General features: G+C 43.3%; 21 protein-coding genes and 28 tRNA genes. 39 read left to right on the top strand and 10 right to left on the bottom strand.

What is annotated here, in order from left to right:
- The first annotated feature begins 84 nt into the window (after positions 1–84).
- The gene (petJ, locus tag ACFE93_RS00720; protein WP_375471555.1) at positions 85–429 is read left to right on the top strand and encodes a cytochrome c6 PetJ; all 345 of its coding nucleotides are present in this window, start codon (positions 85–87) and stop codon (positions 427–429) included.
- Positions 430–1170: 741 nt separating this feature from the next.
- Here petJ and ACFE93_RS00715 read toward each other — a convergent pair.
- Positions 1171–2688 carry a hypothetical protein gene (locus ACFE93_RS00715; protein WP_375471554.1) on the bottom strand — a complete coding sequence of 506 codons (1518 nt, stop codon included), beginning with the start codon at positions 2686–2688 and terminating at the stop codon, positions 1171–1173.
- Between the two features lie 604 nt (positions 2689–3292).
- Here ACFE93_RS00715 and ACFE93_RS00710 point away from each other — a divergent pair.
- Together ACFE93_RS00710 and ACFE93_RS00705 are read left to right on the top strand one after the other, a co-directional pair.
- Positions 3293–3988: an esterase/lipase family protein gene (locus tag ACFE93_RS00710; RefSeq protein WP_375471553.1), complete on the top strand. Its 696-nt coding sequence runs from the start codon at positions 3293–3295 to the stop codon at positions 3986–3988.
- Between the two features lie 100 nt (positions 3989–4088).
- Positions 4089–4721: a cytochrome b N-terminal domain-containing protein gene (locus ACFE93_RS00705; RefSeq protein WP_375471552.1), complete on the top strand. Its 633-nt coding sequence runs from the start codon at positions 4089–4091 to the stop codon at positions 4719–4721.
- 59 nt (positions 4722–4780) lie between these two features.
- Here the strand turns inward: ACFE93_RS00705 and ACFE93_RS00700 are convergent, their stop codons facing one another.
- Positions 4781–6700 carry a cation:proton antiporter gene (locus ACFE93_RS00700; RefSeq protein WP_375471551.1) on the bottom strand — a complete coding sequence of 640 codons (1920 nt, stop codon included), beginning with the start codon at positions 6698–6700 and terminating at the stop codon, positions 4781–4783.
- Positions 6701–7026: 326 nt separating this feature from the next.
- Here ACFE93_RS00700 and ACFE93_RS00695 point away from each other — a divergent pair.
- Positions 7027–7099 (top strand) — tRNA-Glu (locus ACFE93_RS00695).
- A 93-nt stretch (positions 7100–7192) separates the two neighbouring features.
- Here ACFE93_RS00695 and ACFE93_RS00690 read toward each other — a convergent pair.
- The 3 genes from ACFE93_RS00690 to ACFE93_RS00680 all read right to left on the bottom strand — a co-directional run bounded on the left by ACFE93_RS00690 (position 7193) and on the right by ACFE93_RS00680 (position 11003).
- The gene (locus ACFE93_RS00690; protein WP_375471550.1) at positions 7193–7780 is read right to left on the bottom strand and encodes an SRPBCC family protein; all 588 of its coding nucleotides are present in this window, start codon (positions 7778–7780) and stop codon (positions 7193–7195) included.
- Positions 7781–7788: 8 nt separating this feature from the next.
- Positions 7789–9807: a GAF domain-containing protein gene (locus tag ACFE93_RS00685; RefSeq protein ID WP_375471549.1), complete on the bottom strand. Its 2019-nt coding sequence runs from the start codon at positions 9805–9807 to the stop codon at positions 7789–7791.
- Positions 9808–10667: 860 nt separating this feature from the next.
- Entirely contained in the window at positions 10668–11003 is a 336-nt protein-coding gene (locus tag ACFE93_RS00680) for a hypothetical protein (RefSeq protein WP_094347436.1), read from the bottom strand.
- Between the two features lie 438 nt (positions 11004–11441).
- Between ACFE93_RS00680 and ACFE93_RS00675 the strand changes: the two genes are divergently transcribed.
- Positions 11442–11948, top strand: coding sequence for an HNH endonuclease (locus tag ACFE93_RS00675; RefSeq protein WP_322695765.1), 507 nt, complete (start codon positions 11442–11444; stop codon positions 11946–11948).
- 16 nt (positions 11949–11964) lie between these two features.
- A complete protein-coding gene (locus tag ACFE93_RS00670; RefSeq protein WP_375471548.1) occupies positions 11965–12354 on the top strand; it encodes an alr0857 family protein in 390 nt (129 codons plus the stop codon).
- A 34-nt stretch (positions 12355–12388) separates the two neighbouring features.
- Here ACFE93_RS00670 and ACFE93_RS00665 read toward each other — a convergent pair whose 3' ends face one another.
- Positions 12389–13222 (bottom strand): polysaccharide deacetylase family protein, encoded by an 834-nt coding sequence (locus ACFE93_RS00665; RefSeq protein ID WP_375471547.1) that lies wholly within the window; start codon positions 13220–13222, stop codon positions 12389–12391.
- Positions 13223–13729: 507 nt separating this feature from the next.
- Here ACFE93_RS00665 and ACFE93_RS00660 point away from each other — a divergent pair.
- From ACFE93_RS00660 to ACFE93_RS00535, 26 genes are all read left to right on the top strand, one after another.
- Positions 13730–13803 (top strand) — tRNA-Asp (locus ACFE93_RS00660).
- Between the two features lie 4 nt (positions 13804–13807).
- Positions 13808–13884: transfer RNA gene (locus ACFE93_RS00655), tRNA-Glu, on the top strand.
- 3 nt (positions 13885–13887) lie between these two features.
- Positions 13888–13960: transfer RNA gene (locus ACFE93_RS00650), tRNA-Cys, on the top strand.
- A gap of 10 nt (positions 13961–13970) precedes the next feature.
- A tRNA-Met gene (locus ACFE93_RS00645) sits at positions 13971–14046 on the top strand.
- Positions 14047–14049: 3 nt separating this feature from the next.
- A tRNA-Trp gene (locus ACFE93_RS00640) sits at positions 14050–14121 on the top strand.
- Positions 14122–14130: 9 nt separating this feature from the next.
- A tRNA-Glu gene (locus ACFE93_RS00635) sits at positions 14131–14202 on the top strand.
- 7 nt (positions 14203–14209) lie between these two features.
- Positions 14210–14292, top strand: a tRNA-Tyr gene (locus ACFE93_RS00630).
- A 4-nt stretch (positions 14293–14296) separates the two neighbouring features.
- Positions 14297–14387: transfer RNA gene (locus ACFE93_RS00625), tRNA-Ser, on the top strand.
- A 4-nt stretch (positions 14388–14391) separates the two neighbouring features.
- Positions 14392–14466: transfer RNA gene (locus tag ACFE93_RS00620), tRNA-Arg, on the top strand.
- Between the two features lie 81 nt (positions 14467–14547).
- Positions 14548–14622: transfer RNA gene (locus tag ACFE93_RS00615), tRNA-Phe, on the top strand.
- A gap of 6 nt (positions 14623–14628) precedes the next feature.
- Positions 14629–14700 (top strand) — tRNA-Asn (locus ACFE93_RS00610).
- A 122-nt stretch (positions 14701–14822) separates the two neighbouring features.
- Positions 14823–14895: transfer RNA gene (locus ACFE93_RS00605), tRNA-Gln, on the top strand.
- A gap of 3 nt (positions 14896–14898) precedes the next feature.
- Positions 14899–14974, top strand: a tRNA-Gln gene (locus ACFE93_RS00600).
- A gap of 6 nt (positions 14975–14980) precedes the next feature.
- Positions 14981–15057, top strand: a tRNA-Leu gene (locus tag ACFE93_RS00595).
- Positions 15058–15063: 6 nt separating this feature from the next.
- A tRNA-Leu gene (locus tag ACFE93_RS00590) sits at positions 15064–15141 on the top strand.
- Positions 15142–15322: 181 nt separating this feature from the next.
- Positions 15323–15395, top strand: a tRNA-Pro gene (locus ACFE93_RS00585).
- Positions 15396–15399: 4 nt separating this feature from the next.
- A tRNA-Leu gene (locus ACFE93_RS00580) sits at positions 15400–15472 on the top strand.
- 11 nt (positions 15473–15483) lie between these two features.
- Positions 15484–15560, top strand: a tRNA-Met gene (locus ACFE93_RS00575).
- 8 nt (positions 15561–15568) lie between these two features.
- Positions 15569–15641, top strand: a tRNA-Thr gene (locus ACFE93_RS00570).
- 4 nt (positions 15642–15645) lie between these two features.
- A tRNA-Gly gene (locus ACFE93_RS00565) sits at positions 15646–15716 on the top strand.
- A gap of 84 nt (positions 15717–15800) precedes the next feature.
- Positions 15801–15876 (top strand) — tRNA-Val (locus ACFE93_RS00560).
- 6 nt (positions 15877–15882) lie between these two features.
- Positions 15883–15956, top strand: a tRNA-Arg gene (locus ACFE93_RS00555).
- A 91-nt stretch (positions 15957–16047) separates the two neighbouring features.
- Positions 16048–16121 (top strand) — tRNA-Ala (locus ACFE93_RS00550).
- A gap of 6 nt (positions 16122–16127) precedes the next feature.
- Positions 16128–16201: transfer RNA gene (locus ACFE93_RS00545), tRNA-His, on the top strand.
- Positions 16202–16208: 7 nt separating this feature from the next.
- Positions 16209–16291: transfer RNA gene (locus tag ACFE93_RS00540), tRNA-OTHER, on the top strand.
- A 154-nt stretch (positions 16292–16445) separates the two neighbouring features.
- Positions 16446–16516, top strand: a tRNA-Lys gene (locus ACFE93_RS00535).
- A gap of 102 nt (positions 16517–16618) precedes the next feature.
- Here the strand turns inward: ACFE93_RS00535 and ACFE93_RS00530 are convergent.
- The gene (locus ACFE93_RS00530) at positions 16619–17707 is read right to left on the bottom strand and encodes a glycoside hydrolase family 3 N-terminal domain-containing protein (RefSeq protein WP_375471546.1); all 1089 of its coding nucleotides are present in this window, start codon (positions 17705–17707) and stop codon (positions 16619–16621) included.
- 445 nt (positions 17708–18152) lie between these two features.
- Between ACFE93_RS00530 and pds the strand changes: the two genes are divergently transcribed.
- The 4 genes from pds to ACFE93_RS00510 all read left to right on the top strand — a co-directional run bounded on the left by pds (position 18153) and on the right by ACFE93_RS00510 (position 22234).
- Entirely contained in the window at positions 18153–19592 is a 1440-nt protein-coding gene (gene pds, locus ACFE93_RS00525; protein WP_375471545.1) for a 15-cis-phytoene desaturase, read from the top strand.
- The gene (crtB, locus tag ACFE93_RS00520; protein WP_375471544.1) at positions 19576–20508 is read left to right on the top strand and encodes a 15-cis-phytoene synthase CrtB; all 933 of its coding nucleotides are present in this window, start codon (positions 19576–19578) and stop codon (positions 20506–20508) included. Before pds ends, crtB begins: the two co-directional genes overlap by 17 nt.
- A 119-nt stretch (positions 20509–20627) precedes the next feature.
- Positions 20628–20719: transfer RNA gene (locus tag ACFE93_RS00515), tRNA-Ser, on the top strand.
- Positions 20720–20911: 192 nt separating this feature from the next.
- Positions 20912–22234: an ABC transporter substrate-binding protein gene (locus ACFE93_RS00510; RefSeq protein WP_375471543.1), complete on the top strand. Its 1323-nt coding sequence runs from the start codon at positions 20912–20914 to the stop codon at positions 22232–22234.
- 56 nt (positions 22235–22290) lie between these two features.
- Here ACFE93_RS00510 and ACFE93_RS00505 read toward each other — a convergent pair whose 3' ends face one another.
- Positions 22291–23133: a hypothetical protein gene (locus tag ACFE93_RS00505; RefSeq protein WP_375471542.1), complete on the bottom strand. Its 843-nt coding sequence runs from the start codon at positions 23131–23133 to the stop codon at positions 22291–22293.
- Positions 23134–23657: 524 nt separating this feature from the next.
- On the opposite strand from ACFE93_RS00505, the gene ACFE93_RS00500 reads away from it, so the two are divergent.
- Both ACFE93_RS00500 and ACFE93_RS00495 read left to right on the top strand, forming a co-directional pair.
- On the top strand, positions 23658–23975 hold the full coding sequence (locus ACFE93_RS00500; protein WP_104908405.1) for a hypothetical protein: 318 nt from the start codon (positions 23658–23660) through the stop codon (positions 23973–23975).
- Between the two features lie 238 nt (positions 23976–24213).
- Positions 24214–25941 carry a succinate dehydrogenase/fumarate reductase flavoprotein subunit gene (locus ACFE93_RS00495; RefSeq protein ID WP_375471541.1) on the top strand — a complete coding sequence of 576 codons (1728 nt, stop codon included), beginning with the start codon at positions 24214–24216 and terminating at the stop codon, positions 25939–25941.
- A gap of 82 nt (positions 25942–26023) precedes the next feature.
- Here the strand turns inward: ACFE93_RS00495 and ACFE93_RS00490 are convergent, their stop codons facing one another.
- Entirely contained in the window at positions 26024–26224 is a 201-nt protein-coding gene (locus ACFE93_RS00490) for a DUF6887 family protein (RefSeq protein WP_375471591.1), read from the bottom strand.
- Positions 26225–26258: 34 nt separating this feature from the next.
- Positions 26259–26390 carry a hypothetical protein gene (locus tag ACFE93_RS00485; RefSeq protein WP_375471540.1) on the bottom strand — a complete coding sequence of 44 codons (132 nt, stop codon included), beginning with the start codon at positions 26388–26390 and terminating at the stop codon, positions 26259–26261.
- A 138-nt stretch (positions 26391–26528) separates the two neighbouring features.
- Between ACFE93_RS00485 and ACFE93_RS00480 the strand changes: the two genes are divergently transcribed.
- Positions 26529–26714, top strand: coding sequence for a DDE transposase family protein (locus ACFE93_RS00480; protein ID WP_375471539.1), 186 nt, complete (start codon positions 26529–26531; stop codon positions 26712–26714).
- Positions 26715–26746 lie beyond the last annotated feature (32 nt).

The following is a 26746-nucleotide window of genomic DNA, read 5'->3' as shown; positions in this document are numbered from 1 at the left end:
ACCGCCAATTTTGATCAAATTTGACTTAATCAGGGATTAATCGCGTTTATACTCTTGCTGGAGGCTTGTTGCGAGGAAATTTTGTTGAGAATACTTTTATTAATTCTACTGTCGACGATCGCCCTATTCAAATTTACATTCATTAGTCCAGCACTAGCTGCCGAAACATCCAACGGTGCTAAAATTTTCGAGGCTAACTGCGCTTCTTGCCATATAGGTGGCGGTAACATCCTTATCAACCAGAAAACCTTGAAAAAGGAAGCATTGTCAAAGTACCTAGAAAATTACAATCAAGACTCAATCCAGGCGATTATCCACCAAGTGCAAAATGGTAAAAATGCCATGCCTGCCTTTAAAAGCAAGTTAAGTTCTGAGGACATTTTAGAGGTAGCTGATTACGTTTTTCACAATGCAGAACAAGGCTGGTAAAGTAGCTATACCGTCTAGTTTTTATGGGGTGAGCAGTTATTGCCTATCTTTAATTACTGGCGAGCTAGACGCTCACCCCAAAACATTGGAGAATTTATTTGTTGAAAATCTCTTATACCAATTCTTTATAAGCTTGCACTAAATGATTATCTCTCTCTTGCTTGGCGTTCTTGGCTTTCTTGGCGGTTCGTTTTTCAAGATTAAGTGCATCTTCATGGAGAATTGGTATTAGTGCATTTCCTTCTTGGAAGCTTTTAACGAACTTCTAAGTTAAGTATTATGTATGACGAACCAGCGATCGCTTATTTGTCACTACTAAAAACAATATTTTAAACCCAAAACCCTGATGTAGAGACGCGATTTATCGCGTCTTAAAAGACCAATTATCTACACCAATAGATTTCTTGTACGAATACAAAACTAGTTCTAATCCCCCAACCCCTTCCCCCAATTTTAGGAGAAGGGGAGACAATTTCAAAGTCCCTCTCCCAAGCTGGGGAGAGGGATTTAGGGTGAAAGCTCATTGATTCATGCAAGAAGTCTAATAACTTTTAACCCAAGCGTATTGTATTTTAAACAGGACTTACGCAAACAATAGTCGAAAAGAATGATTTTCAGGTAGGTAAAAGGCCCAAAAGGTACTCCAGGGGAGAACTCGTAGAGTAGCTGCTTCTTTAAGAGACGCTGCGAATACGTCTAGAGCAATTACCCCTACCTGAATCCAAAATCATCAGCGGGTGATTATTTTTCTGAATTAGACTTTTGTCTACTTTCCTTGACTTCGCGCAACCGTTCTACTAATTTTTTATCCGATTCAGCAGCAGATGTAGACTGGCCATGATTGATTTTTGGCAACAATAACGGTTCAGAAGTAGTAGCTGCCGATGAAGGCGTAAGCTGGTTATTTTTAATTTGCAGTTCAGATAATGGTTTAGGAGTAGCTGCTGGTGCAGTTAATGGTTTGAGAGTACCTGTTGGTGAGGACGTAGACGGGTTATTTCTGATTTGTAAATTAGGTAATGGTTTAAAAGTATCTGCTGGTGAGGGGGTAATCTGATTATTATTGATTCCCGGTGCAGATAATGACGAGGGCTTTTGCTCTTGAGTAATTCCAGTAAGATTGCTCCTACTGCTTTGGAAATGTAGGTTGAATGGATAGGAACTAATCTGTTTATCTCCCTTGGGGGATTGCTTGTTGAAGTATTGCCTTGCTTTTAATTGCAATTCCGGGGAAATTAACTTGTCTTGAAATTTGATATCTAAGACCTTACCATCAGGATCTACAACCAATACACCCAAAACAGCACCTTCAAGATTTGACTTATTCGTGGATAATGTTTGGCGGATGACTGGTTTTTGTTCAGCGTTAGGGTATTGTTGCTGGACTTCCTTTCTCAGGTTGGCGTAGGAATCTAGCTGTGCAATTGCCTGTTGAGTTCCCTTAGTCGATAAATCGGCTGTTTGTAGCGTGCTTCCCCTAGTTCCAATTAAAGTACCTCCATTCGTTGGAGCTTGTTTTAGAGAATTTATCAGTGGGTTTTGAGCAATTGCAGACGACGCATTAGAAATTGGTTGCGTCATTGGCTGAATTGGCACAGAAGTCGTATTTACCTGTGCTGTTTCAACGGGTGTACTGTCAGATAAGATTGGAGGTTGGGCATTCCGCAGAATATCAGCAGGTATTTGCTGCGACTGCAATTCTGGCAACCTATTTACAGCCAGCGGCTTAGGTGGCTCGTATTTGGCGACGTTTTCACTCACATTCACGCGAGGAACTGGTCGAGAGAATCTGGCGCTGGTATTAAATTTAGAACTATCAAATTTAGACGCGTCAAATCGCAAATTATCACTAGGAATCATCCGCAAAGACTGCCTTGTAGGCAAGGAAGAGACTCGATAGTTATTCGATGATGCCGGTAGCGGAGGTAATATCAGCTGACTTGATGGTGATGGCGCTAATGGGGTTAATCCCGGTTGGAGGCTAAAGTTTGGAGCAGCAAGTGGGGCGACAGGAGGTAATTGTTGTAAACCAATTTGGGGTGTGCTTTGTTGCGGCAAACGGTTTTGGTCTGCTTGGCTCAATTCCAAAAGTCCAACTGTTTTAGATGATGCTGTTTCTTTGGGCTTGTTAGACTCCATCGGCATCAATGGTACAATCATGGCGATCGCACCGTGGATACCAAGAGAGGCTATAGCTGCTATCCCAATTGGCTGGCTTAAGATTTCTGGTATATTTTTCAGCAGGGAGACGTAAGACATAGCTTTTCTCGTTCACTCACTCAGTTGCAGTTGACTAGCGATTTTCTCTTTTCGATATTGCAATATCTTGCAAGATATGCGTTCTTCATAATGAAATAATAACTTCCTCTGCTGGCAATCAAAACGCCAAAATTGCCATTTATTCAAGTTTTTAATTAATGACGCTGTATCATATCTTCAAAATTCCAGCTTGCTAAAGAGATATTTGAAAAATTACTACTTTTGATTTTTTATTGTTATGACACACACAATTAAAATTAATATCTAGAAGTTTTATAAAGTTTAAGTAAACGCACAAGTTATCAAAACATCTGCTGAAGTTACCTTGTTTTTTCAACTGTTTTTCAGTCAACTACACTTCTGTAACAAATGACACACGTGTTTGTTTGAGACTGGGGCTTATTAAAAAAATAGTACCACATCGGCAGCCACTCAAACTGTTGCAAATTGTACAATTTTATTGAGATCCTAGCCTAAAACCCACCAAAGCTATTAGTTTTTCTCCAAGGAGTGAGTCAGACGATCGCAATTCTAGCTCCTGAATCATGACTATTTCTTCGTCAAAAAAGTTCAAACCTTCAATCTTACATCCCCAAAATTTCAAATGCCGTTACCGACAGTTATTTTGCCTGGATATTTAGAAAGTGCGATCGCTTATCGCCAGCTAGAACAATCCCTACAAAAGTTAGATTTTCCCGCAGTTACAGTACCACTGCGAAGGCGTGACTGGCTCCCCACTTTGGGAGTAAGACCCATAATATTGATTTTGCAACAACTCGATTGCACAATCAAGCATATATTATGTCAACATAATGCTACTCAAATTAACTTAATTGGTCACTCAGCCGGAGGTTGGATATCCCGCATTTACATGGGAGAAAAGCCCTATTTAGCACGCGGTGATGTCAAGCCATTTCTCTGGCAAGGGCATCCCTTAATTGCTACTCTCATTACCTTAGGTACACCCCATATTAGCCAAGAACGCTGGACACGCTCCAATCTAGATTTTGTCACCAATAACTACCCAGGAGCTTTTTACAAAAACGTTCGTTACGTTTGTGTGGCTGGCAAAACTATCTTTGGGAAAAGGCGGCCTGGTAGTTGGTTAGCTTACAGTAGTTACCAATTAACCTGTGGTAAGGGCAACACCTGGGGAGATGGCATTACGCCTATTGAAGCTGCTCATTTAGAGGGAGCAGAAAATCTCGTGATTGAAGGTGTCAAGCATTCTCCCAGAAGTCCTGGAATTTGGTATGGCTCACCAGAACCCTTAAAAGCTTGGGTGCAATATTTGATTTAAAAAACTTTATTTTTATATAAGAAAAGTAAAATTTATTAAAATTTCTTAGCTAGAATCGTAATAAGAATAAATACTTAGTTAAGAACAGGAGGGGTGAGCCATGCAAAGCACCCAGTTCGATAAGATTTTGCGACGAATAGCGACGATATTATCAGTCGTGATTTTGACTCTGTGTTTAATTTATATCTCAACCGGAGTAATGCTTTCTTTTTACTATGAACCGACAGCAGGCGGAGCTTATAACTCATTAAAGATGATTAATACACAACTGCCATACGGCTGGTTGTTTTGGAGAGCGCATGATATTGCTGGGAATGCGGTAATTGCGATCGCTCTAATTCAAATTGTGGTGATGTTTTTAGGTCGGCAATTTCGCAAGAGTTGGCTGGCTGCTTGGATTAGTGTGATTTTGTTAACCCTGAGTGCGATCGGGCTGGATTGGACAGCGATGATTTTAGATTGGACTCAGGAAGGATACTGGCGTTTTAGCATTGAGCTAGGAACTATTGAAGCCATTCCCTTGATTGGTGGGCAGTTGCGCGAAATCCTAACTGGTGGTGGAGCCATTAATACAATTACTGTCGAACACCTTTACACAATCCACAGTTATCTGATTTCGGTAGCGACACTAATTCTCGCTATAGTACATTTGTCTACTTTACTCTGGCAAGAATGGCAAATGTATCAAGAAGCGCCAAAACCAGAAAGCGAATTTATTCCTTCCCAAAGCTAATATACAGTCAAGAGTTAGAAATTCCTCCTCTGCTCCCCTGCTCCTCTGCCCTATCCCCCTCATCCCCCAGAAGCCTCACTAGTAGAAAGTTGAGATAATTGGGTCAGGGATAGGTCTTCAACCTCTGGTAACTTTTCTAGAGAAAGGGGAGTGGATTGGGTAGCACCAGATAAGCGTTTTAAAAGGCTAGGTCTGGGGTCATGCAACAGATAAATAATGCGATCGCCAATTTCCCAATCTTGGTTAGCTGATATTACCTGTAAGCGTTCTGCTCGTTCTATCAATAGCGGTATCAACCCCCCCGTCCGAATCTTTTCTTGGATGCGATCGCATTGAGTCGAAAACTCCAACTCATCTAGCGTGGTTGTCCCCAACTTCACTCGCCCATCATTCAAATATTCATTCCAAGTTTTAATCGCTAAGTCTGGGATAAAAGCTTGATTAACTTTATTACTAGCCGAGATACTCGCTTGCGGATCGCGGGGAAAAACAGCTAAGACGCGCGGGGGTTTAAACTCCTCAGCTGCTCGTTGAGCCAAAACAAAATTCACCTCGCCATTACTTGTCATAGCCAAAAAAGTACCCATAGAGGCAAGTCCTGCCTCTTCCAAAACAGCAGCATCCAGCGCACTGCTGGCAATAACCCGGAGATTTTGCGCCTCGGCTTGCACAAGACATTCGGGGTCAGTATCAATCATCACCACGTTTTCTCCCCGTTCTTGAAAGAAGCGAGCAATCAAAAGACTCAAAGGATTACAACCCACAATCACTGCTCCAGTTACATCCTTGGAAGTGATTTGCAGCCATTTAGCAACCCAGCCAGCTGTTAGCCCCTGGCAGACAACAGTCATGATAATTGTCAGGAATACTAGAGCTTTGATCGAATCACCGCCGTTAATGCCGCGTTGTGTCAACGAAATCGCAAAAAAAGAAGCTACAGAGGCAGCAACAATTCCTCTCGGAGCAACCCAGCTTAAAAACAGTTTCTGTCGCCAGTTTAAGTCACTGTTCCAGGTACACAAGAGGATATTAATCGGGCGAACGACAAACATTAGTACCAAAACGGTGAATAAACTACCCCAACCCAAAGCAAACACACTGGCAATGGATAAATCAGCAGCTAATAAGATAAATAGCACCGAGACACTGAGAATTGTCAGCTGACCTTTAAAGCTGCGTAACAGACGTTCTTCCGGGACTGAGGAGTTAGCAAAGACCGCTCCTGCAACTACTGTTGTCATTACTCCCGATTCACTGCGGATCATTTGCGATAATGTAAACAGGCTCCAAAGTATCGCCAACACCACTAAGTTTTTTAGCTCAAATGACAGAAAACTGGCGCGTTTGAAAATCAAACTCATCAGATAACCGCCAGCACCACCAATTCCTGCACCAACAGCCAGACGTATAAGTAAACCGACGATCGCATTGATCGGGTCAGCATCGCCGTTCAAAATCGTATCGAGGACAACGAAGGCGAGGATGGCTCCTACAGGGTCAATTAAAACCCCTTCTCCTTCCAAAAGTGTTGCCACTTGTCGATCTACATTGATTTGTTTGAGCAATGGGCCAACGACGGTTGGCCCTGTCACCACGACTATGGAAGCATAGAGAAAAGCTATGTTCCAGGGAAATTCACCCAGCCAGTGGGCTGCCATACTCCCGCCAAGCAATGTGATCAGCGTTCCTTGAGTGACAAGCAATTGTAGGCTGACTGAAACTCTACCTAACTCTCGCAGATCCAAGTTAAGTCCGCCTTCAAACAAAATGATTGCCGTTGCTAGGGCGACTATAACTTCCAGTCCAGTGCCTAGCGAATGGGGATGCAATAGCCCTATGCCATCAGAGCCAAACAAGATGCCCAACAGCAATAACAAGACGATACTGGGTACACGAAGGTATGCAGCCAGCACTTGGGCACTAATGCCTGCAAAGACAGCGATCGCCATCTGTATGGTGATTTCAAAAGATGCTTCCATGTTGTAGATTTTGAGCGATTTATTTCAAAATCTCTTGTAAAAAACCGTAGATATTAACTCTACAGGGTACAACATCATACCCTTTGTTCCTTGCTGTCTTCAGCGTTTTTTAGATATGTGTATACCCAGAAATTCCCAGCGCCCAACGCTGACGCACCCTGTGGCTGATCGCAGAAGCATCTACGGACTTTTTTATCTGTCTCCATATCTTTGTATCCTCTTCAAGCTTTTGCTTCCACCAAGTTTAGCTGCTACAAACTTTTTTTGGCAAAACCTGTTGACAACGGCAAGGAAATTGGTTAACTTATAAAAGGTTTGAGTCCAATGCCCCCATCGTCTAGAGGCCTAGGACACCTCCCTTTCACGGAGGTAACGGGGATTCGAATTCCCCTGGGGGTACTTAAAAACAATAAAAGCAAAAGCTTTTTTGTTTTAAATCTAGCAATAAAAACCATCATTCATGAATACACCTGAATGATGGTTTGATTGTTGTTATACATACGGTTCTTTGCTGGCTAGTTCTTCTACACGTTGGTGAATAGCCAAAAGATTTAACCGCAAATCTTTGCTCAGGCGATTTTCAATAATTCCCACTGGCATAGTGAGTTTAGGCCAAACTTGAATTGTGTAGGACAGATTTGTTCCTAGATACTCACCAAAAGAATAAGGCTCTAAGCACCAGCTACCAGAAAAGCCTTTAAAATCTCCCTCTACCATGCGGAAATTAATTGCTTTAGGGAAGCATTCTTCCAAATCTAGAACTACCCGCGCACAAAAATTGAAATTCAGTAAACGTTGGGAGCCTACTTGCTCCAGTCGAATTCCACCATTGGGATGCTCGATTAGACAACTCTTGGCGAGGCTGGGGATGAAGTCAGGTAAGGCTTCATAATTTGTCAGAACCTTCCAGATTTGCTCCACTGGGTGGGGAATTTGGACTTTAGCACTAATTTGCCGCTGTCGCTCTGCTATTTTCTCAATTTGAACTTCTACCTGAGCAGGTAAATCCCCTTCTAGGTTGGTGTCATCAGCAAAAGACTGCAAATTAGGGTTCTCTGTTGTGTTCTGTTTTTTAGTCACTTTCAGAATTATGGTTTGCTTTCGTCAGAAAATTGGGGCAGAGTCAAGGTGAAGCAAATTTCGCTCTGTTCAGAATCCGAAATTGGCAGACTTTCAACAGCGATCGCTCCATTCAGATGCTGCACTAAAGACTTAACTAAAGCAAGTCCCAAGCCAGTCCCTGGAGTCCAACGCCCTTTTCCACGACGGAACTTATCAAAGATGTAGGTCGCTTCTTCTTCTGAGATGGCACGTCCTGTATTCGTCACCTTCATGATAACTTGATCGATTTGTTGATCGACTCGGTGAGCAGCTTCAAGGTGGACTATTGTATCAGGCTCTGAGTATTTACAGGCATTCGTTAACAATTCTTGCAGAATCCGGTCAAAGCTTTCCAGTTCTGTTTGCAGTTTGAGCGATTCCTCCGGCAAATCTACAGAAATCTTTAATCCCTTTTCGCCAAGTTTTTTTTCAAAAGATGCTGCTATATCCTGAATTCTAGTATTTAAATCTATAGATTCTAGTTGCGGGGCTTCGTGAGGCGACTCTAGCTTTTGGAGGGTTAACAAGTCATTAATCAAGTTGATTTCCTTTGAACATTCTTGTTCAAGAATATCCAGATATCTACCCTGACGCTCTGGTGTTATTCCTGGCAAACGCAAGTTTTTTATTGACATCAGCATATTTGTCAAAGGATAGCGTAGGCGATCGCTCATGTTACTCAAAAATTCATCTTTGAGTTCATTCAGTTTCCGTAGCTGCTCAACATACTGCCGTGTTCTTTCATGCAATTTTGCCTGGAGTTCCAGACTACTCTGGAGTTTTGCCGTCCGCTCATCTACCAAAGTTTGCACTTGGCGCAATGTCTGTGACTGAATTATGGCGTTACTCACTTGAGCGCAAACCATTTCCACAAGATTTAATTCTGCTGGTTGCCAACTGCGAATCACAGATTGCTGTAGCACCAAGAATCCTAAAATTTTACCTTGACTCTCCAATGGCACTAAAAGTACCGCAGGCAATTCTTCTATTGCAAATAATGGAGCAGCTGTCAAGGTTTCATTTTGGTCTGTATAGTCATCGAAGATTACTGGTTTTCCAGAATCCATGAAGGCACGCTGGCATAAACCACAGTCTGAAACCAAGAAAGACTCAGCTAAAGTGTCTAGTTTACTAGTGCGGGAACTTTGTGTTTCCCTAGCCCATTTACCAATCACAGTAGCTTTCGCTTTGGGAATTTGTTTTTTAGCTTGAGTCCTAAAGAGTGGATCTGTATATTTCAGTGATATGAGTAAACCCCGATCTGCCTGTAGAGATTCGGCAGTCGAGGCGATGACTAACTGGAGCATTTGATTCAGCTCCAAGTTGCTACGACTCAATATAGTTAATTGCTTGATCAAGCTCTGATGCTGCTTGCTTTTTTCCAGGTACTGCTCTTGATGAGCAATTTGTTGAGCTTGTGCTACTCCAGAAAAAGCGATCGCGCAAGCCGACTCCACTTCTTTGAGCAATTGTTTTTCTGATTCACTCCATTCATAAGGTTGGAATTTAATCAGATTAATCACTCCATTATTATTGCCACCAAACCGAGTGGGAATTGCCAAAACTGCTTTTATCGGTAGGGGCAAATATTGACACCCAATTACCAGACTGTTCTGAATTATGGAAATGTCTTCAATAGTCAATGGTTGGGCAGCACATTGCAGCACTGGCGAGTGCATAAGCAACTGTTCCATCGAAAACATTTCTTCTGGGTGTGGCAACCCTAGATACTCATCAGCACACCAATTACTAGTAGTTGCTTCGTCGGATGTCTGATCCGCCACTGAAACCAAGCAGCAGCAATCTACTTGAAAAGCAACTCCTAGCAATTGAGCAATATCTTGCAGCATCAATGCCGTAGCCGAGCTATTGGCAATGATTTGGTTAATCTTTTGTACCAACTCGTGGGCAGGTTCTTCCTGATGCTGCATCAGCTTGACTTGGTAAGGTTGTAGTCGATCTATGTCATCTACGTAATGTGGCGGCGATGATAAAGGCTTTTTCATTCTTGGCACGCCCTCGGATAATAACCCCATTGTTCTTGCACCCAACCTCTTGGCATATTCTTCACCGTTAGTTGTGTTGCTACACCCTGATAATTGACAAATTTTGTGTGAATACTTTCTCTCACCTGTTATAGCCCTTTTCTATCTCAGATGACCAAATTTCCACTGTATCAAGCAAATTGCTACATTGGTACATAAGTAATAGAATATTTAAGATATCCTATAAATGCTTCAGTTAGCTTATTTTTAACTACTCTATGTTGAAATAATTTACTAACTTTATCCTGTCTGTAAGTATCACATAAACCGTAATTTCTCTGGAATTCCAGCAAAATTCACCTTTTGAGGGCGTAAAATTACGTAACTTACTTTATAAAGCTTTATTACATTTATTGAAAAAACTAGTAGGTTTAACAAGCTACTCTTCGATCTCCGTAACTCTCAGTAAAATATCAATAAAAGTAAAAAGAGGCACGAGGAGGTTGCTCTTGTAGTGTAGGCTTCTCTTCTCTACGAGAGGCTGCGCCAACGAGACACACTCGTGTTCAGACCTACGCTGATAGCGTAACTGTGGTAGCGAGTTCGTGAGCGTCTTGCTCTCCAACTGTGGCAGAAATTTGGAGTAGAACTTAAATTTAAATAAATTCTTGCTTATCAGAGGTTGCGGCAGTTCTGGCTAAATTTTGAATGCAGCCCAGTTATTAGTAAAAATAACTAGGCTGCATTCGTCTGAATATAAAATTAAACCACATCTATTTTGAAAACTATATTTTTTAAAGTAGTAAGAGCATTTAGTACTCCCTGCTGGTAGTGGCGAGCTTTTCGGCCCGCCCTACTCCAGGTTTCAAAATGGACGAAGTTTATCCAGCCAAGCTCTCGACACTCAGAGGAACCATATCGCCATTCCTCGTTAGTCCTAACAACATCGGTTCTTGGGGTTGAATTAGTTGACCTGTAAGTACACAGCGTTCTTCTTGCTGAGCTGTGGCAGCTATGCTAGCTCGAATGTCGGATCGCGAAAATCGAGGCTTCCACTCACCTGATTTTTGCTGGACATAATTCCAAAGGATATCTCGGATCAGAGCTTGATATCCCTGATTCCCAGCTATTTCTTTGAGCTTATCTTTGAGTTCTCGCTCTAAGCGAATGCTGGTAACTTCCATATCAGTGGTTGGGGTGCGAGCGATCGTATGCATCAGTTTTTCTCCTTAAAGGTATAGACAGGATAGTAATACAAGTGTAGTATGTTTAAAGGAATGTTCAATAGGTGAAATTTTCTGTGAAATCCATTTACCCCATCTCTACTTCAATTTTGTGCGCTACCAATTGCCGAACCAATTGGGAATCAGCTGCTATGGAAGTGGAGTATTTATTTATGGGCGATGGTAGCCGAAATCATGGGCAAATCACAGAGGGTAATGATGATTATAAGTATGTAACCATTAGTGCACTATTTGCAAAACCACAACTAAATCAAAAAAGCGGGGGGTATAGGCAAAGGAATCCTGTACCGATATGAGACTAGAAAATTTTCCGGTCAATTCTAACCTCCGCTTCACCGAAAACTTGAAGCGGGGGTTTTTTTATAAGGAGTTATAGCTGTGACGATATCTTCCATGCGCGGCGCGAACGCAATGCAAGTGTTAGAGCAATCTGTGGTGGTTTTCTCTCAAAATTACTTGCCACTATGTCGGGTCAATATCAAGCGGGCGATTGTGCTGTTAGTAACCAACAAGGCGCAACCGCTGGGTTTTACCACAGAAAGCGGATGGCAAGTTCACTCACCCAGTTTGGTAATTGATGTGCCAAAACATATTCGCTTAACAATCACTTCTAATGAGCGGATGTGGAAAGTTCCGCCAGTCAATCGGCGGGAAGTATTGCGACGAGACCATCACAGTTGCCAATATTGCGGCAGCGGCAAACATCTAACGCTAGATCATGTGATGCCGCGTTCTAAAGGCGGTTCTCACACTTGGGATAACGTAGTCGCAGCTTGTGAAAGATGTAACTCCCGTAAAGGCGATCGCACTTTGTTTGAAGCTGGTATGCAACTGCGTACCAAACCAAAAGCGCCAATCCACCCCGCGATTTCTTTTGCTGAACAGTTTTGGATAGATATGCAAGCAAACCTGGAATAACAGGAGAGCATAAGGAATGCTGAAATTAACTTACACTGAAAGCAGTTTTGATTTGGAATGTGTCACTCTGTCGCTAGAAGAATGGGTAGCGCAGCGAGTGATTTTAGCCCTGCGAGTTGGGCAAGGTTTATCCATTGAACCCACTACCGCTTCCTTTTTGCTTCCTGTTGATTTGCCAGGAGTAGAAGTATTGAGGGCTGAGGTGAAAAGAGATGACAGAGAAATCATTGCCCTCTGTGCGTGTGATGCCGAATATATGGAAGTCACCCTGCGGGGTTCTTGGCTATCAGCTAGTTCTAAGGATTCTGTCGGTGTGTTTGTCACCACTATGAGCAATCGCGCTGAGTTCTTTTTGCAGAAACTTTGGCAAGAAGCTCAATCTTGTGCTTCTGTGATGAGTGAATAAACGAAATAGTCGGGTGAGAAATTTTCCTCACCCTTTATTGCGCCATTTTTAGTAGTTCAGGAATTGTCACAAATCGGTAGCCTTGCTGTTTGAGTCCGCTGATGATTTGTGGCAAAGCTTCTACAGTTCTGTGGCGATCGCCACCACCATCATGCATTAAAACAATGAAACCAGGTTTCGCGCCTTTGAGGACATTATTTACAAATGCCTGAGGTTTGGCGTGAGGATCGGTATCAGCTGAAGTTAGCGACCACATAATGACAGCATCTTTCTGGCTTTTGGCGTAAGCGGCTAGTCCGTTATTTAAAAAGCCTCCAGGAGGACGAAACAGAGACGTTTTAACTCCTGTAGTTTTGTATATCAGATCCGCAGTGCGATCAATTTCACTCTTGGCTGTGGCTTCATCCATTCGTCGATACCAATGATGCCAAGTATGGTTGCCAATGGCGTGTCCCTCGACTACTTCACGCTTGGCTAGGTCAGGATTTGCTTGCAGAGCTTGTCCTACCCAAAAGAATGTTGCTTTCACATCATTTTGCTTCAAGATATCCAGCATTTCTAGGGTTGTCTTTGGCCAGGGCCCATCATCAATGCTAAGAGCGATAACCTTTTCGTTGTTGCTGGGTTGCACCTTATAAACTGTTTTTCCCTGAAATTTAGTTGGGACTGTAAAAGTAGGGTTTTCTACTTTGACTGATGACGGTAGCTGGGCATTAATTTGGCCCTTTCCTGGCTCTTGAACTTGTGCAGTATGGATTTTCAACCCCGATTGTGGGGAGATACCTGGAACAATACTACAAGCTGTAACACTAGAGGCGATCGCGACAAAACTAATTATCTGTTGTCGCTTGAGGGAGTTGTTTGTCACGTCAGGCTTTTAAAGATTCACCCAATCATAAGCTGTAGTTTGACTTTCCAGAGGGTTTTACAAGCTCAAATATAAGTGCAGAAGCTTTTCTAGACAATTTAAAAAAAACTTTCTAAAACCCCTTGACACCTTTTGTAGTGTTTTGTAGTATATTTGTAGTGAAGCGAAAGACAAAGCTTTCCAAAAGTCAAAGTTATGTTCTACATACAACTAAAAGACAGGCGTTGGAATAAACCAAAGTCCCCAATCAACAAAGTTGTTTTTACTTGCAAACCACCGTTAGTAGAAGCAAGAAACGAAAAAAGTTCTAAATTTGCACTCATCAAAACTACTGAATACATCCGTAATACACAACAGGCTTGCTACCTAGAGTTTCGGTTGTTTTCCTAATAGTTTCTAACAGTAAAAAGTAATTTTTCTGAACCTTGAAAACTAAATAATAAATGGGCAAGTTCATCAAAATTCTGTACCTAAAAACCTAAAAGTTTAGGCACAGATTCAAAAAATCGGGGTGTAGCTCAATTGGCTAGAGCGTTCCGTTGTCTGCGGAAATGTTGCGGGTTCAAGTCCCGTCACCCTGGTTGTAGTCCTGTAGGCGAATAGTTTAAGCCGTCAGCCCCTCAAGCTGAAGATTGCGAGTGCGAATCTCGTCAGGACTCCCAAATGGCTGAGTAGCCAAGTGGTCGAAGGCGTTGGTCTGCAAAACCGACATCGTGAGTTCAAATCTCACCTCAGCCTCTGGTGCGATCGCAGTGTAGCTTAACCAGCAAAGCCCCAGGTTCATACCCTGGTATATGCGGGTGCAAATCCCGCCACTGCCACCAAATGCAGGGATGGTGTAACGGTAACACCTCGTGACTCCAAATCCGATGTTCTAGGTTCAAATCCTAGTCCCTGCGTCAATTATGCCCCTGTAGACGAACGGTTAAGTCGCTGTTCTTTCAAAACAGAGATTGCGGGTTCAAATCCCGTCAGGGGAATCATTATGGGTCGATGGCCGAGTCTGGTTGAAGGCGACAGTCTGTAAAACTGTTCTTTTTTGCACGCAGGTTCAAATCCTGCTCGACCCACTGTGGAGAGGTGGCTGAGTGGCTCAAAGCGTCCTCCTGCTAAGCAGGAAGCGGGTACTTAATACCCGTCACAGGTTCAAATCCTGTCCTTTCCGCCTTGAGAGTGTGGTGTAACTGGATAACATCTCAGTCTACGAAACTGAAGATTTGAGGGTTCAAATCCCTCCGCTCTCGTTACATGGGAGAGATGATGGAGTGGCTGATTCGAGTTGAATTAAACCAGTCCACTGGGTAAAACCCATCTCTCCTCATTATCCCTCGGTAGCTCAGTTGGTAGTTAGCGCCTGTGTGAAGAACAGGAGGTCGTCGGTTCGATTCCGACCTGGGGGGCTTCGTTGCCTCATAGCTCAATGGCAGAGCAAGCGGCTGTTAACCGCGCGGTTGTAGGTTCGAGTCCTACTGAGGCAGCCTATCTAATTCGTAATTAAATAAAGGTTGATACCCACGTTTTTTAACGGCTTTTATGTCAGTCGGGATTTAAATTCTCGTCACAAAACATAATTACGAATTACGAACTACGAATTATTTAATGCCGGGTGGACGAATTGGTAAGTCGCATCGCTCTGAACGATGAGGTTGCAGGTTCAAACCCTGCCCTGGCAATAAAGCCCTGTGGTGTAATTGGCAACATAGCGCTCTTTGAAGGCGAAGATTCCAGGTTCGAGTCCTGGTGGGGCTGCCAAACTTTGCTCTTGTAGCCCAACTGGAAGAGGCTGCCGTCTCAAAAACGGTATGTTGTGGGTTCGATTCCCACCAAGAGTACCAAAACTTGCTCCTGTAGCCCAATTGGAAGAGGTGGCAGACTTAAAATCTGTTTTGTTGTGGGTTCGACTCCCACCAGGAGTACCAATACCAATTCGTAATTTGTAATTCGTAATTAAGAAAGTCAGATTTCATCTGGTTTCCTGATTTGAATTTGTTGTCGGATTTTAGAGAATTGGTACAAGCTCTCGTGAAGGAATGGAAGACGCACGCTTACCAAGGATCTAGTTTTTTACAGGTTCAAATCCTGTCGGGAGTACCAAAATATCTGGGTGTGGCGCAGATGGGAGCGCAGGAGTTTTGGGAACTTCAGGTCGCAGGTTCAATCCCTGCCACTCAGACTTTGCCCTTGTAGCCCAACGGAAGAGGCGCTTCGCTTAGAACGAAGAGGTTGCTGGTTCAAATCCAGTCAGGGGTATTTGGTGAATATGCGGGGATAGAGCAACGGTGGCTCGTCAGGCTCATAACCTGAACATCAGCAGGTTCAACTCCTGCCTCCGTCACCAAAATTAATGCTGGTGTAGCTCAATTGGCAGAGCAACTGACTTGTAATCAGTAGGTTGCAGGTTCAATTCCTGTTACCAGCTTGATGCAGGTGTGATGTAACGGCAGCATGAGACGCTTCCAACGTCTTCGTGCGAGTTCAAATCTCGCCATCCGCTCTGACTTGCGGGTGTGATGTAATCGGCAGCATCTGAGTACGCCATACTCAGTGCGTGGGTTCCAGTCCCTCTACTCGCTTGCATAGTCCTGTAACTCAATTGGTAGAGTGTCTTCCTTACAAGAAGAATGTTGCGGGTTCAATTCCTGCCAGGACTACCAAATCTTGGGAGTGTAGCTCAATGGAATAGAGCGTCGAGCTTCTACCTCGAAAGTTGTGGGTTCAAGTCCTACCACTCCCGCCTGAATAAGTAAAAAGAGCAAAGTAAAAAGTAAAAAAAAGACAAATAATTAGATTCTTCTTTTAACTTTTGACTTTTGACTTGTTTTGATGGGGTCATAGCTCAAATGGATAGAGCGCCTGCCTTGCAAGCAGGAGGTTATGGGTTCAAGTCCCATTGATTCCACTGATGGTGTCTGAAGCCAAAGTGGTCGAGGCGCTGGTTTGTGGAACCAGTCAGAGCGGGTTCAAGTCCCGTCAGACGCCCCTGAATGGAAGATGCCGCTGAATGGACGGCAACTGGTCTTGAAAACCAGGGTATGGGCAACTGTAGGGGTTCGATTCCTCCATCTTCCACTTATCCACCTGAAGCCGAAAAGCGAGGCGCTGTGCTGATAACACAGAAATAGGAGGGGCAGTACCTCCCTGGTGGATTTATATCTAAGTTTGGTGTTACAAGGTTTACGATGTAATCCGATCGCACTTGCTCATTTCTTTTTCAAATTAACTAGGGTGGTTGGCATACCGGCTGTGCAGCGGGCTTTTAACCCGCAGAAATAGGTTCGACCCCTATACCACCCACTAAATCAATTCAAAATTCAAAATTTAAAATTCAAAATTAAGAAATGCAATCTTAGTTAGCTTTTTGGCAATTGCTAATGTACAACTTGAATGCTCGTTGGGTTATGAATAGCAACTCGCGATCGCTAGTTGAGCATGTTGCGATAATACATTTTTATCCAAAGCATGTATGGGATATTGCGGTGTTACTGCCAGTAGTTTCTCAATTCTTTCTCTAGCTGCTTCTACCACTGTTTCATCTAAGCTACCGTTACTAAGCGAATCAGCAAAATCTTCAGCAATCCGATAAGTTCTCTGAATAGATGATGAATTAATATTACGCGACACAATAAACAGATCGCAGCCTGCATTAAATGACTGCGCCACACTACCAGCTTTCATAAACATATCTGAGATCGCTTTCATATCCAAATCATCAGATACAACCACTCCCTCAAAGCCAAGTTCCTCTCTAAGTATGGTTTTGAGGATAGCCTGAGAAAGCGTTCCTGGCACATCAGGATCTATCTTGGGAAATAAGATATGGACAGTCATAATCAAAGGAATCTGGACTTCGATTAAAGTTCTGAAGGGTATAAGTTCTCGAAGTCGCAGGTCTTCTAGAGTTAAATTCAGTATTGGTAACTCAATGTGAGAGTCCTTGCTGGTGTCTCCATGTCCGGGAAAGTGTTTGGCACATCCCAAAATTCCTAAATCTCGAAGTCCAAGGTAGTAGTCACGCGCACCTTGAGTAGCAGTTTCGGGAGTGTTACCAAAGGCGCGAGGCCCAATCACGGGGTTGTCAGGATGGGAAAAAATATCTGCTACAGGTGCCCAAGATAAATTTATTCCCAATGATTTTAGTTCTATTGCTGTGGCTTTTGCTACTTCGTAAGCGTGCGATCGCAGCAATAAGGCATGAGGAAAGCGGGTAATTGGCGGTGGTGTACGAATTACACGACCTCCTTCATGATCGAGAGTGATGAACATGGAATCACGTTCAGCGTATTCTCGTATTTGCCTGTTTAAATCCTTGAAGCTTTCCAGCCAAATCTGATATGGGGTGCCATCCAAAAAGTTCTTAGCAAAAAAGATCGCCCCAATCGGTTTTAATTCATTGAGTGCGCGTTTATCGTCATCGCTTAATGTAGTGCCGGAAACACCTAGAATCAGGTGATGTCCAAAGCGCCTTAGCTCCTGCGATACACTCATAATCTTTTACCTAGAAGTTGTTAGGTAAACAACTTGGTTGTTCAACCTAGAGGACATAAACATTTATCCTACACCCTTATCAGGAGAGGAAAGTTTTTAAAGTAGTCCTTAAGCAATACCATAGATATTTTCTCAGACCAAATACACAAATTAGCAAAGAAATCAACTACTTTAAGATAACTTTTGAAATTATCTATTTTCAGTCAAAGGAAATACTTTTGTTTCCCGAAATCACTTACATGTAAATATAGATAAAGTGCACGTTGCAAAGCTATTACCAATAATGGTATTGGCAATTTATTTGGGCAGGTGCGCGTAGGTAAAATTCCCTTTGGCAAAAGTTTTTTGGGGAAGCGATCGCACAACAACTGCCAAATGTAACGGATTGCAACGTATAATGAAAACGATAAAACGGTTAAGAAATATTGAAGAGCAGTAGGGTTACATGCGAGTAGGGATCGCGGGAGCGGGACTAGCAGGACTTTCCTGCGCGAAATATCTTACAGACGCAGGTCACACACCCATTGTCTTGGAACGTCAAGACGTTCTAGGCGGTAAAGTGGCTGCGTGGAAAGATGCTGATGGAGACTGGTACGAAACAGGTCTGCACATCTTTTTTGGCGCATATCCTAATATGTTGCAGTTATTCAAAGAGCTGGACATTGAAGATCGATTGCAGTGGAAAGAACACACAATGATCTTCAACCAGCCGGATGCACCTGGTACTTACAGTCGCTTTGATTTCCCAGATTTGCCGGCACCGATTAATGGTATAGTGGCAATTCTGCGAAACAACGACATGCTGACATGGCCAGAAAAAATCCGCTTTGGCATCGGATTATTGCCGGCGATGATTCAGGGGCAAAAGTACGTTGAAGAAATGGACAAATACTCCTGGACAGATTGGCTGCGTAAACACAACATTCCAGAACGAGTCAATAAAGAAGTTTTTATTGCCATGGCCAAGTCTCTGAACTTCATTGGCCCAGATGAAATTTCGGCAACCATTCTTTTAACTGCCCTCAATCGTTTCCTCCAAGAAAAAAAAGGCTCGAAAATGGCCTTTCTGGATGGTTCGCCAACAGAACGATTGTGTCAGCCCCTAGTGGATTACATTACCGAACGCGGTGGAGAAGTCCGCTTGAATGCCCCTCTAAAAGAGATTTTGCTGAACGCCGATGGTAGCGTTAAAGGATACTTGATTCGGGGGTTGAATGGAGAGGAAGATGAAGTTTTCACGGCGGATTTGTATGTATCTGCCATGCCGGTTGACCCTCTAAAGGTGATTTTGCCAGCACCTTGGAAAGAAATGGAGTTTTTCCAAAAGCTAGAAGGGTTGGAAGGCGTGCCTGTGATTAACGTACATTTGTGGTTCGATCGTAAACTTACGCAAATTGATCACTTGCTATTCTCGCGATCGCCCCTCCTAAGCGTTTATGCTGATATGAGCAATACCTGCCGTGAATACGCCAACCCCGAACGCTCGATGCTGGAATTAGTTCTAGCCCCGGCAAAAGATTGGATTGCCAAATCCGATGAGGAGATTGTGGCTGCAACTATTGCCGAGTTAGAAAAACTCTTCCCCGACCATTTTGGGGGAGACAATCCAGCAACATTGCTGAAATCTCATGTGGTGAAAACGCCCCGTTCAGTTTACAAAGCGACCCCTGGTCGTCAACAGTACCGTCCCTCGCAAACAACCCCCATTAGTAATTTCTATCTCAGCGGGGATTACACCATGCAACGCTACTTAGCCAGTATGGAAGGTGCCGTACTTTCTGGTAAGCTGACAGCGCAGGCGATTTCTGAGGCCCTCCCGGTAGCAAATTCCTCAAACCTGCAAACGCTCACCCGACCGCCCGCAACGAATGCTGCAACTGCCTGATTCCCCGCCGCGCATGAAAACGCTGGTCTCTGTAGACGAGTCATACAAACTTTGTCGGCATCTCACAGCAAAGTATGCCAAGACTTTTTACCTGGGTACTTTGCTGATGAGTCCGGTAAAACGTCAATCTATTTGGTCAATTTACGCTTGGTGTCGCCGTACAGATGAATTGGTGGATGGCCCCGCATCTGCTATTACCACGCCAGAAACCCTAGACCTATGGGAACAGCAGCTGGAATCCATTTTTGCGGGACGCCCATTAGAAAATTACGATGTCGCTTTAGTTGATACTCTCCAGCGCTTTCCGATGGACATTCAACCATTTCGGGATATGATTGCCGGTCAGCGCATGGACTTATATCGCAGTCGTTATGAAACCTTTGAGGAGTTATACCTCTACTGTTACCGTGTTGCTGGTACTGTTGGCTTAATGTCAACATCAGTTATGGGTGTAGATAACACCATATATGCAGCACCGTGGCGGCAAAACATCCAACCTTATGTTCCCACAGAAGAAGCGATCGCTCTGGGAATTGCCAATCAACTCACCAACATCCTGCGGGATGTGGGAGAAGATGCCAAACGGGGGCGGATATACATTCCCCTTGAGGACTTGGCAAAATTCAACTATACCGAGCAAGACTTCTTTAATTGTGTGGTAGATGAGCGTTGGCGGGCATTGATGCGTTTTCAAATTGACCGCGCCCGCCAATTTTACACTACATCCGACCGGGGAATTACTTATTTAGCATCCGATGCCCGTTGGCCTGTGTGGGCAGCATCAATGCTGTACGGTCAAATTTTGGAGGTAATAGAACGCAACGATTACGATGTATTTAGTCAGCGCGCTTTTGTTCCCCAGTGGAAAAAGTTACGTACCTTGCCCATAGCTTGGATGCGATCGCAAGTCCTTTAAATAATTAGTCATTTGTCCCTAGTCCTTAATCCTCAGTATTTTATAAATAACCAATGACAAATGACAAATGACTATTGACTCTTGACAACAAACCTGCTACCATTATTATTCGTGAGTCAGGAGAGGTGGCTGAGTGGTCGAAAGCGGCAGATTGCTAATCTGTTGTACGGCAGGCAACTCCGTACCGAGGGTTCGAATCCCTCCCTCTCCGTTTTCTAGCCTTTGATACACGGAGTATATTCTGTGTAGAAAAATAAATATTAATGCCGGGTAAATACTCCTACTCCCAAAGATGGATGATATGATTTATCCTTTAAAGTCTTGATAAGATCCAGCTAAGTTATAAATCTAGTTTGGATTTTATTTTTAGGCTCCTAAGTATTTTGAGGAGTGAGAGTAATTTATGAAAAAAATTAGTACCGCCTTAGTTTTCAGTATAGCTACCTTAGCAACTGGGCTTTTAGTTGGGGCTTGTGGTGATAGCAGTACCCCCAACGGTACAGCGAATAACGGAAGTACTGCTACCCCAGCCGCAAACTCAACTATTACAAGCAGTGCTAAAGGACTAAAAATTGGTTCACTGTTACCAACAACAGGTGACTTGGCTTCTGTAGGACAGCAGATGCTAGGTTCTGTCCCTTTACTTGTCGATACAGTCAACGCTTGCGGTGGGGTGAATGGCGAACCTGTTACCCTAGTGCAAGTAGACGACCAAACCGACCCAAGAGCTGGAGCTGCCGGTATGACTAAACTAGCAACTTTAGATAAAGTAGCAGGTGTAGTTGGTTCCTTTGCCAGTAGTGTTTCTAGTGCAGCAGTCTCCATTGCTACGCCAAATAAAGTCATGCTGGTTTCTCCTGGTAGTACCAGTCCCGTATTTACCGAAAAGGCTCAAAAAGGCGACTATAACGGCTTTTGGGCACGTACAGCCCCCCCCGATACATATCAAGCGCTAGCTTTAGCCCAACTTGCCAGAAAAAAAGGTTTTAAGCGAGTTTCTACAGTCGTGATTAATAATGACTATGGCGTAGGGTTTGAAAAAGCATTTGTGCAAACTTTTGAAAAATTGGGTGGAACTGTAGTTAATAAAGCTCAACCTGTCCGCTACGATCCAAAAGCCCAAACATTTGATACAGAAGCAGCTGCTGCTTTTGCTGGTAAGCCAGATGCAGTACTGGCTGTACTCTATGCGGAAACTGGTAGTCTGTTCCTGAAAGCCGCCTATCAACAAGGTGTGGCGAAGGGAGTACAAATTTTGTTAACAGATGGGGTTAAATCACCAACTTTTCCCGAACAAGTTGGCAAAGGCGGTGATGGTAAATATATCTTAACTGGAGCGATCGGTACAGTACCGGGTTCCGATGGTAAAGCATTAGAAGCTTTCAACAAGCTGTGGAAAGATAAAAAGGGTGGTGCGCCAGGGGAATACGCTCCTCAAACTTGGGATGCAGCTGCTTTATTGACATTGGCGGCGCAAGCTGCTAAACAAAATACAGGCGTTGGCATAGCCAGCAAAATCCGGGAAGTTGCTGATGGGCCTGGTACGGAAGTTACCGATGTCTGCGAGGGATTGAAGTTACTTAAAGATGGTAAAAAGATTAACTACCAAGGAGCCAGCGGCAACGTAGATGTCGATGCTAACGGTGATGTTGTTGGTGTATACGATGTTTGGACAGTAGGAGATGATGGCACAATCAAAGTGATTGACAAAGTTACCCCTAAATAAAAACTAAGGAGTTATGAGTTATGAATTTAATCTTAATAACTCCTAACTCCTAATTCTTAAAGCCCATTGAAGTTGTAACCAACTCCTAACAACAAGCCCACATCAGTTTCATCGAAAAATCCGGCATTTATTGCAGCTGTTGCTGTAAATTGAGAAGTTAGAGGCACATCAATGCCAGCCGATGCCAAAAAGGCAAATTGCGAATCATCACCAGTTTTATAAGCTGCACCCACTCCGACATAAGGTGCGATCGCTAATGGTTCGCTAAAAGCATCTGCTGATTTGAAGGTAAAATCATAGGTGATCGGAAGTAAAATTGTGGTGTTATCCCCAAATACGGCTGAGGGTCGCACTGATATAGAATTTGTCAGTCCGATTTTGCTAACTACTGCAAAGTTACCGTCGCCCAAAGACGTGTCACCACCACTCAAACCAATGTTAGCAGCGATCCCAAGATAGCTACTACCACCATTTGTAGTTCTACCTAAATCAATATCCGATTGCGCCACTTTGGTAGTAGCTGGTTGAGCAGTGGCTTTAGAAGTCGGTTGGACAAATTCAGAGGTAAGCGTCGCAGATGAAGTCGCCACTGTGCCTGGAACGGGTGTGGGTGTTACACTAGCGTTTTCTTGTATCGCAGTATTGGGCAACTGCTCTCCCTTAGTTAAATTTGTGACTGTAAAAGTCTTAGTTATTTCTGTAGAGAGATTTTGGCTTTCAGTGTCTATTTCTGGATTAAACTCGTTGGGAGACGCTACGGTTGCGGAAGGTTCGGTTAATGGCTGACTGCTCACCTTGTCTACTGTCTGGGCGCTTGCAGATAAACCGCTACTCAGGAATGCAAGAGCAGCTAAACTTGGCAACCAAAAAACACCTTTACGAAGAAAAATAGTATTCACATTCACTCCTAAAACAATGTTGCCACGAAAAATAAAGGTTTTTGTTGATTTAGTCAACAAGTTCGGGCAATACTCAAAATTTAACATCAAAAAATCGGTTTGACATCAAGCACTTTACATGATTTCTCTAGTTAATATTTACTAGCAAAAAACTAAATACTATAGCAATCTTGAATCATTCATGAGAAACAAGACTCCCGACAACTTTTAGGAAGTTGGGAATTTGTGGGTTGCAATTTTCACAAATTAAATAGAATTGCTATATATTTATTTTGAATATCCTGAATTTGACAGATGACAAATAGTCTCTTTGCCTAAAACTAAGATAGTGTTTATTAAGGAGGCGATCGCAATTGCGACCTCTCCTATGAAGGGAAGAAGTTTTTGAGCATAACTTCCTTGCCACCAAAAGCGGCTTAATTGTGAAGTGATATTACAAAGCTTGCAAAAATATTTAGAAATTGCCTACAAGGCAAACATAGTTCTAACGTAGAACCTATTAGGAGAGACTTGAGGCAAATGTGATGAGCGAAAATAATATTCAAAAGTATCGGTTTGTCTGTACCCTGACTTTCGGTGATATTTACGGTCAAATAATTGTTTGGTTGATTACAATTACCCTAAGTTTGGCATCAGCTTTAGCGCTGATGGGTGCCAAGCGGCCCGTGTACGCTTTAGCAACAGCTGGTCTCGTCGTTCTGCTATCGCTACCTTTCTTGTTGTTTGCGTTTGTCACGACCTTGTTAAATCATGTTGAAGTCAGTCCTGTAGGACCAGAAACCAAAATGGAACCCATACCAGGTAATGTGTCTCAGCAACAACCTGTACAAGCAACTAGCTAAAGAGTTAGGAGTTATGAGTACAGACGCGATTAATCGCGTCTGTACAGGAGTTATGAGTCGCTCCAGCAGTGCCGTAACTCTTTGTTTTTAACTTTTCACTCCTAATTTCAAAATTTTTTATAACGTCCCTGTCTATAAGCAGGGATTTTTTTGTAGAGATGCGACTGTTACAACTCACTAGCTGATTAATCACGTCTCTACAATAGAACAGCAGTGGTTTGCAATCAGAGGGCTAATTATGCTGGAACACGATGTGATTATTGTCGGGGGTGGATTGGCGGGATGTCGCGCTGCTGTAGAAATTGCCCGCATTGACTCTAGTTTAAATATTGCTGTGGTTGCAAAAACCCATCCAATTCGTTCCCACTCGGTTGCGGCTCAAGGTGGTATGGCTGCATCGTTGAAAAATGTTGATTCCGAAGATAGTTGGGAAGCACACGCTTTTGATACTGTCAAGGGTTCTGATTACTTGGCAGACCAAGATGCTGTGGCGATTCTCGCCCAAGAAGCGCCAGATGTGGTGATTGACTTGGAACATCTCGGCGTTTTGTTCTCTCGCTTACCCGATGGACGCATTGCCCAAAGGGCTTTTGGCGGACATTCCCACAACCGCACTTGTTACGCTGCTGACAAAACCGGTCATGCAATTTTGCACGAATTGGTTAACAATTTGCGGCGTTATGGGGTGCAAGTCTACGAAGAGTGGTACGTGATGCGTCTTATTTTAGAAGAAAATGAGGCGAAGGGTGTGGTAATGTTCCATCTTTTGGATGGACGTATAGAGGTGGTGCGGGCTAAGGCGGTGATGTTTGCCACCGGGGGTTATGGTCGCGTTTATAATACTACCTCTAATGATTACGCTTCTTCGGGTGATGGTTTGGCAATGACTGCGATCGCAGGTTTACCCCTAGAAGATATGGAATTTGTCCAGTTTCATCCCACTGGTTTATATCCGGTAGGGGTATTGATTTCAGAAGCGGTGCGGGGAGAAGGGGCATATCTGATTAATAGTGAAGGCGATCGCTTTATGGCGAATTATGCACCCAGTCGGATGGAACTAGCTCCTCGTGATATTACCTCACGAGCGATCGCTTACGAAATTCGCGCTGGACGTGGTGTTCATCTCAATGGAAGTGCTGGAGGCCCCTTTGTCTATCTGGATCTACGCCATTTAGGCAAAGAAAAAATTATGAGTCGCGTTCCCTTCTGTTGGGAAGAAGCCCATCGTTTAGTAGGTGTTGACGCAGTAACTCAACCGATGCCAGTCCGCCCGACAATTCATTATTGTATGGGTGGTATACCAGTTAACACTGATGGTCAAGTTCGTAGTAGTGGTGATGGTTTAGTTGACGCTTTCTTTGCTGCGGGTGAAACATCTTGTGTTTCCGTACATGGGGCGAATCGCTTGGGGAGTAATTCTCTGCTGGAATGTGTCGTTTATGGCAAGAGAACTGGGGCTGCGATCGCCAAATTTGTGCAAAAACGTAAGTTACCCTCGGTAGATGAGCAACGGTATGTAACAGAAGCCCAGCAACAAATTCAAGCTTTGCTAGAACAACCAGGACAGTACCGTATTAACCAAGTCCGTGAAGCTTTTCAGGATTGTATGACTGAATACTGTGGTGTTTTCCGCACTCAGGCATTAATGACTGAAGGTTTGCAGAAACTAGAAGAAATACAACAGCAATATCCTCAAATTTATTTAGATGACAAAGGTAGTTGCTGGAATACAGAACTTGTAGAAGCCTTAGAATTGCGAAGTTTGATGGTAGTAGGGCAGACCATTTTAGCATCAGCCCTAAATCGCCAGGAAAGTCGTGGCGCTCATTTCCGTGAAGACTATTCCCAGCGAGATGATGCTAACTTTCTCAAACACACAATGGCTTACTACTCACCAGCAGGTATTGAGATTCAATATCGACCGGTGGCGATTACTATGTTTGAGCCAAAAGAGCGCAAGTATTAGCCAAAGGTAAATTTATGTGATAAATCGAGGGGACTGCAAAAATTTTGTCCGCCTCGATTAAGAATATGAAATTATTAAGTTATCAATCAGAAACTAATTGTTTCTGAATCACAGCTATTATCTTTTCTTCCCAAGCCGGATCATTTAATTTTATTGCAGCATCACGATGACGAGATTTTCGTCTATCCATGTAAGCATAAAAGGCTTCCTTATCATCCTTGTGGGTGATAAAGTAACTCTTTAGCTCTTGGTCGCTCATTGCTGCATAGTTTAACTTATTTATAGTTCTACACTACCATCTGGTAGAATTTATAGCTCTATTTCTTCATTTTGAGCGATCGTTCATCTAATCGCACGATATGAATTGGCTGAAACATCACAAGTTCGTAGCGAATTGACAGAGGAAAACTTTTGAGGGTAGGGTAAGCAACAGAAACTACCTCAAGCATTCAAGATATGACTGGTCAGCAAAAAGCTACAGGATTTTATGATCGCACCTACAGAATGTAGGATTTAGCAGTAAGTGCGAAGATATTTTCTGTATACCGTAAAATTCTTACTATAAAAACAAAATTTTTATTTAAAATATGAACGCTCCACAAACTTGGTATATTGTCAAGTGTTCTGCTGGAAACTGTGAAATTATCCCCAGCGACCAAGTTGGCGACGATAATTTAGAAATTATAGAACAGTGGGGGCCTTTTAGTTCCCAAGAAGAAGCGATCGCTCGGCGTGTTGGACTTATTAGGGCTGGAAAGTGCCAACCAGTTTAAGTTAGGAGTTAGGAGTTGACAGTGAAGGTTTT

This window comes from uncultured Nostoc sp., from assembly GCF_964247315.1.
Classification (GTDB): Bacteria; Cyanobacteriota; Cyanobacteriia; order Cyanobacteriales; family Nostocaceae; genus Nostoc.
Note: the sequence above shows the minus strand (reverse complement) of the source record. Positions and strands in the feature narration are given on the sequence as shown.

Excerpts from the sequence above, each read along its gene's own strand:
- ACFE93_RS00715 (WP_375471554.1), bottom strand. The coding sequence starts at position 2,688 with ATGTCTTACGTCTCCCTGCTGAAAAATATACCAGAAATCTTAAGCCAG.
- ACFE93_RS00710 (WP_375471553.1), top strand. The coding sequence starts at position 3,293 with ATGCCGTTACCGACAGTTATTTTGCCTGGATATTTAGAAAGTGCGATC.
- ACFE93_RS00705 (WP_375471552.1), top strand. The coding sequence starts at position 4,089 with ATGCAAAGCACCCAGTTCGATAAGATTTTGCGACGAATAGCGACGATA.
- ACFE93_RS00700 (WP_375471551.1), bottom strand. The coding sequence starts at position 6,700 with ATGGAAGCATCTTTTGAAATCACCATACAGATGGCGATCGCTGTCTTT.
- ACFE93_RS00685 (WP_375471549.1), bottom strand. The coding sequence starts at position 9,807 with ATGAAAAAGCCTTTATCATCGCCGCCACATTACGTAGATGACATAGAT.
- ACFE93_RS00680 (WP_094347436.1), bottom strand. The coding sequence starts at position 11,003 with ATGCATACGATCGCTCGCACCCCAACCACTGATATGGAAGTTACCAGC.
- ACFE93_RS00675 (WP_322695765.1), top strand. The coding sequence starts at position 11,442 with ATGCAAGTGTTAGAGCAATCTGTGGTGGTTTTCTCTCAAAATTACTTG.
- ACFE93_RS00670 (WP_375471548.1), top strand. The coding sequence starts at position 11,965 with ATGCTGAAATTAACTTACACTGAAAGCAGTTTTGATTTGGAATGTGTC.
- ACFE93_RS00530 (WP_375471546.1), bottom strand. The coding sequence starts at position 17,707 with ATGAGTGTATCGCAGGAGCTAAGGCGCTTTGGACATCACCTGATTCTA.
- pds (WP_375471545.1), top strand. The coding sequence starts at position 18,153 with ATGCGAGTAGGGATCGCGGGAGCGGGACTAGCAGGACTTTCCTGCGCG.
- crtB (WP_375471544.1), top strand. The coding sequence starts at position 19,576 with ATGCTGCAACTGCCTGATTCCCCGCCGCGCATGAAAACGCTGGTCTCT.
- ACFE93_RS00510 (WP_375471543.1), top strand. The coding sequence starts at position 20,912 with ATGAAAAAAATTAGTACCGCCTTAGTTTTCAGTATAGCTACCTTAGCA.
- ACFE93_RS00500 (WP_104908405.1), top strand. The coding sequence starts at position 23,658 with ATGAGCGAAAATAATATTCAAAAGTATCGGTTTGTCTGTACCCTGACT.
- ACFE93_RS00495 (WP_375471541.1), top strand. The coding sequence starts at position 24,214 with ATGCTGGAACACGATGTGATTATTGTCGGGGGTGGATTGGCGGGATGT.
- ACFE93_RS00485 (WP_375471540.1), bottom strand. The coding sequence starts at position 26,390 with ATGCTTGAGGTAGTTTCTGTTGCTTACCCTACCCTCAAAAGTTTTCCT.
- ACFE93_RS00480 (WP_375471539.1), top strand. The coding sequence starts at position 26,529 with ATGAACGCTCCACAAACTTGGTATATTGTCAAGTGTTCTGCTGGAAAC.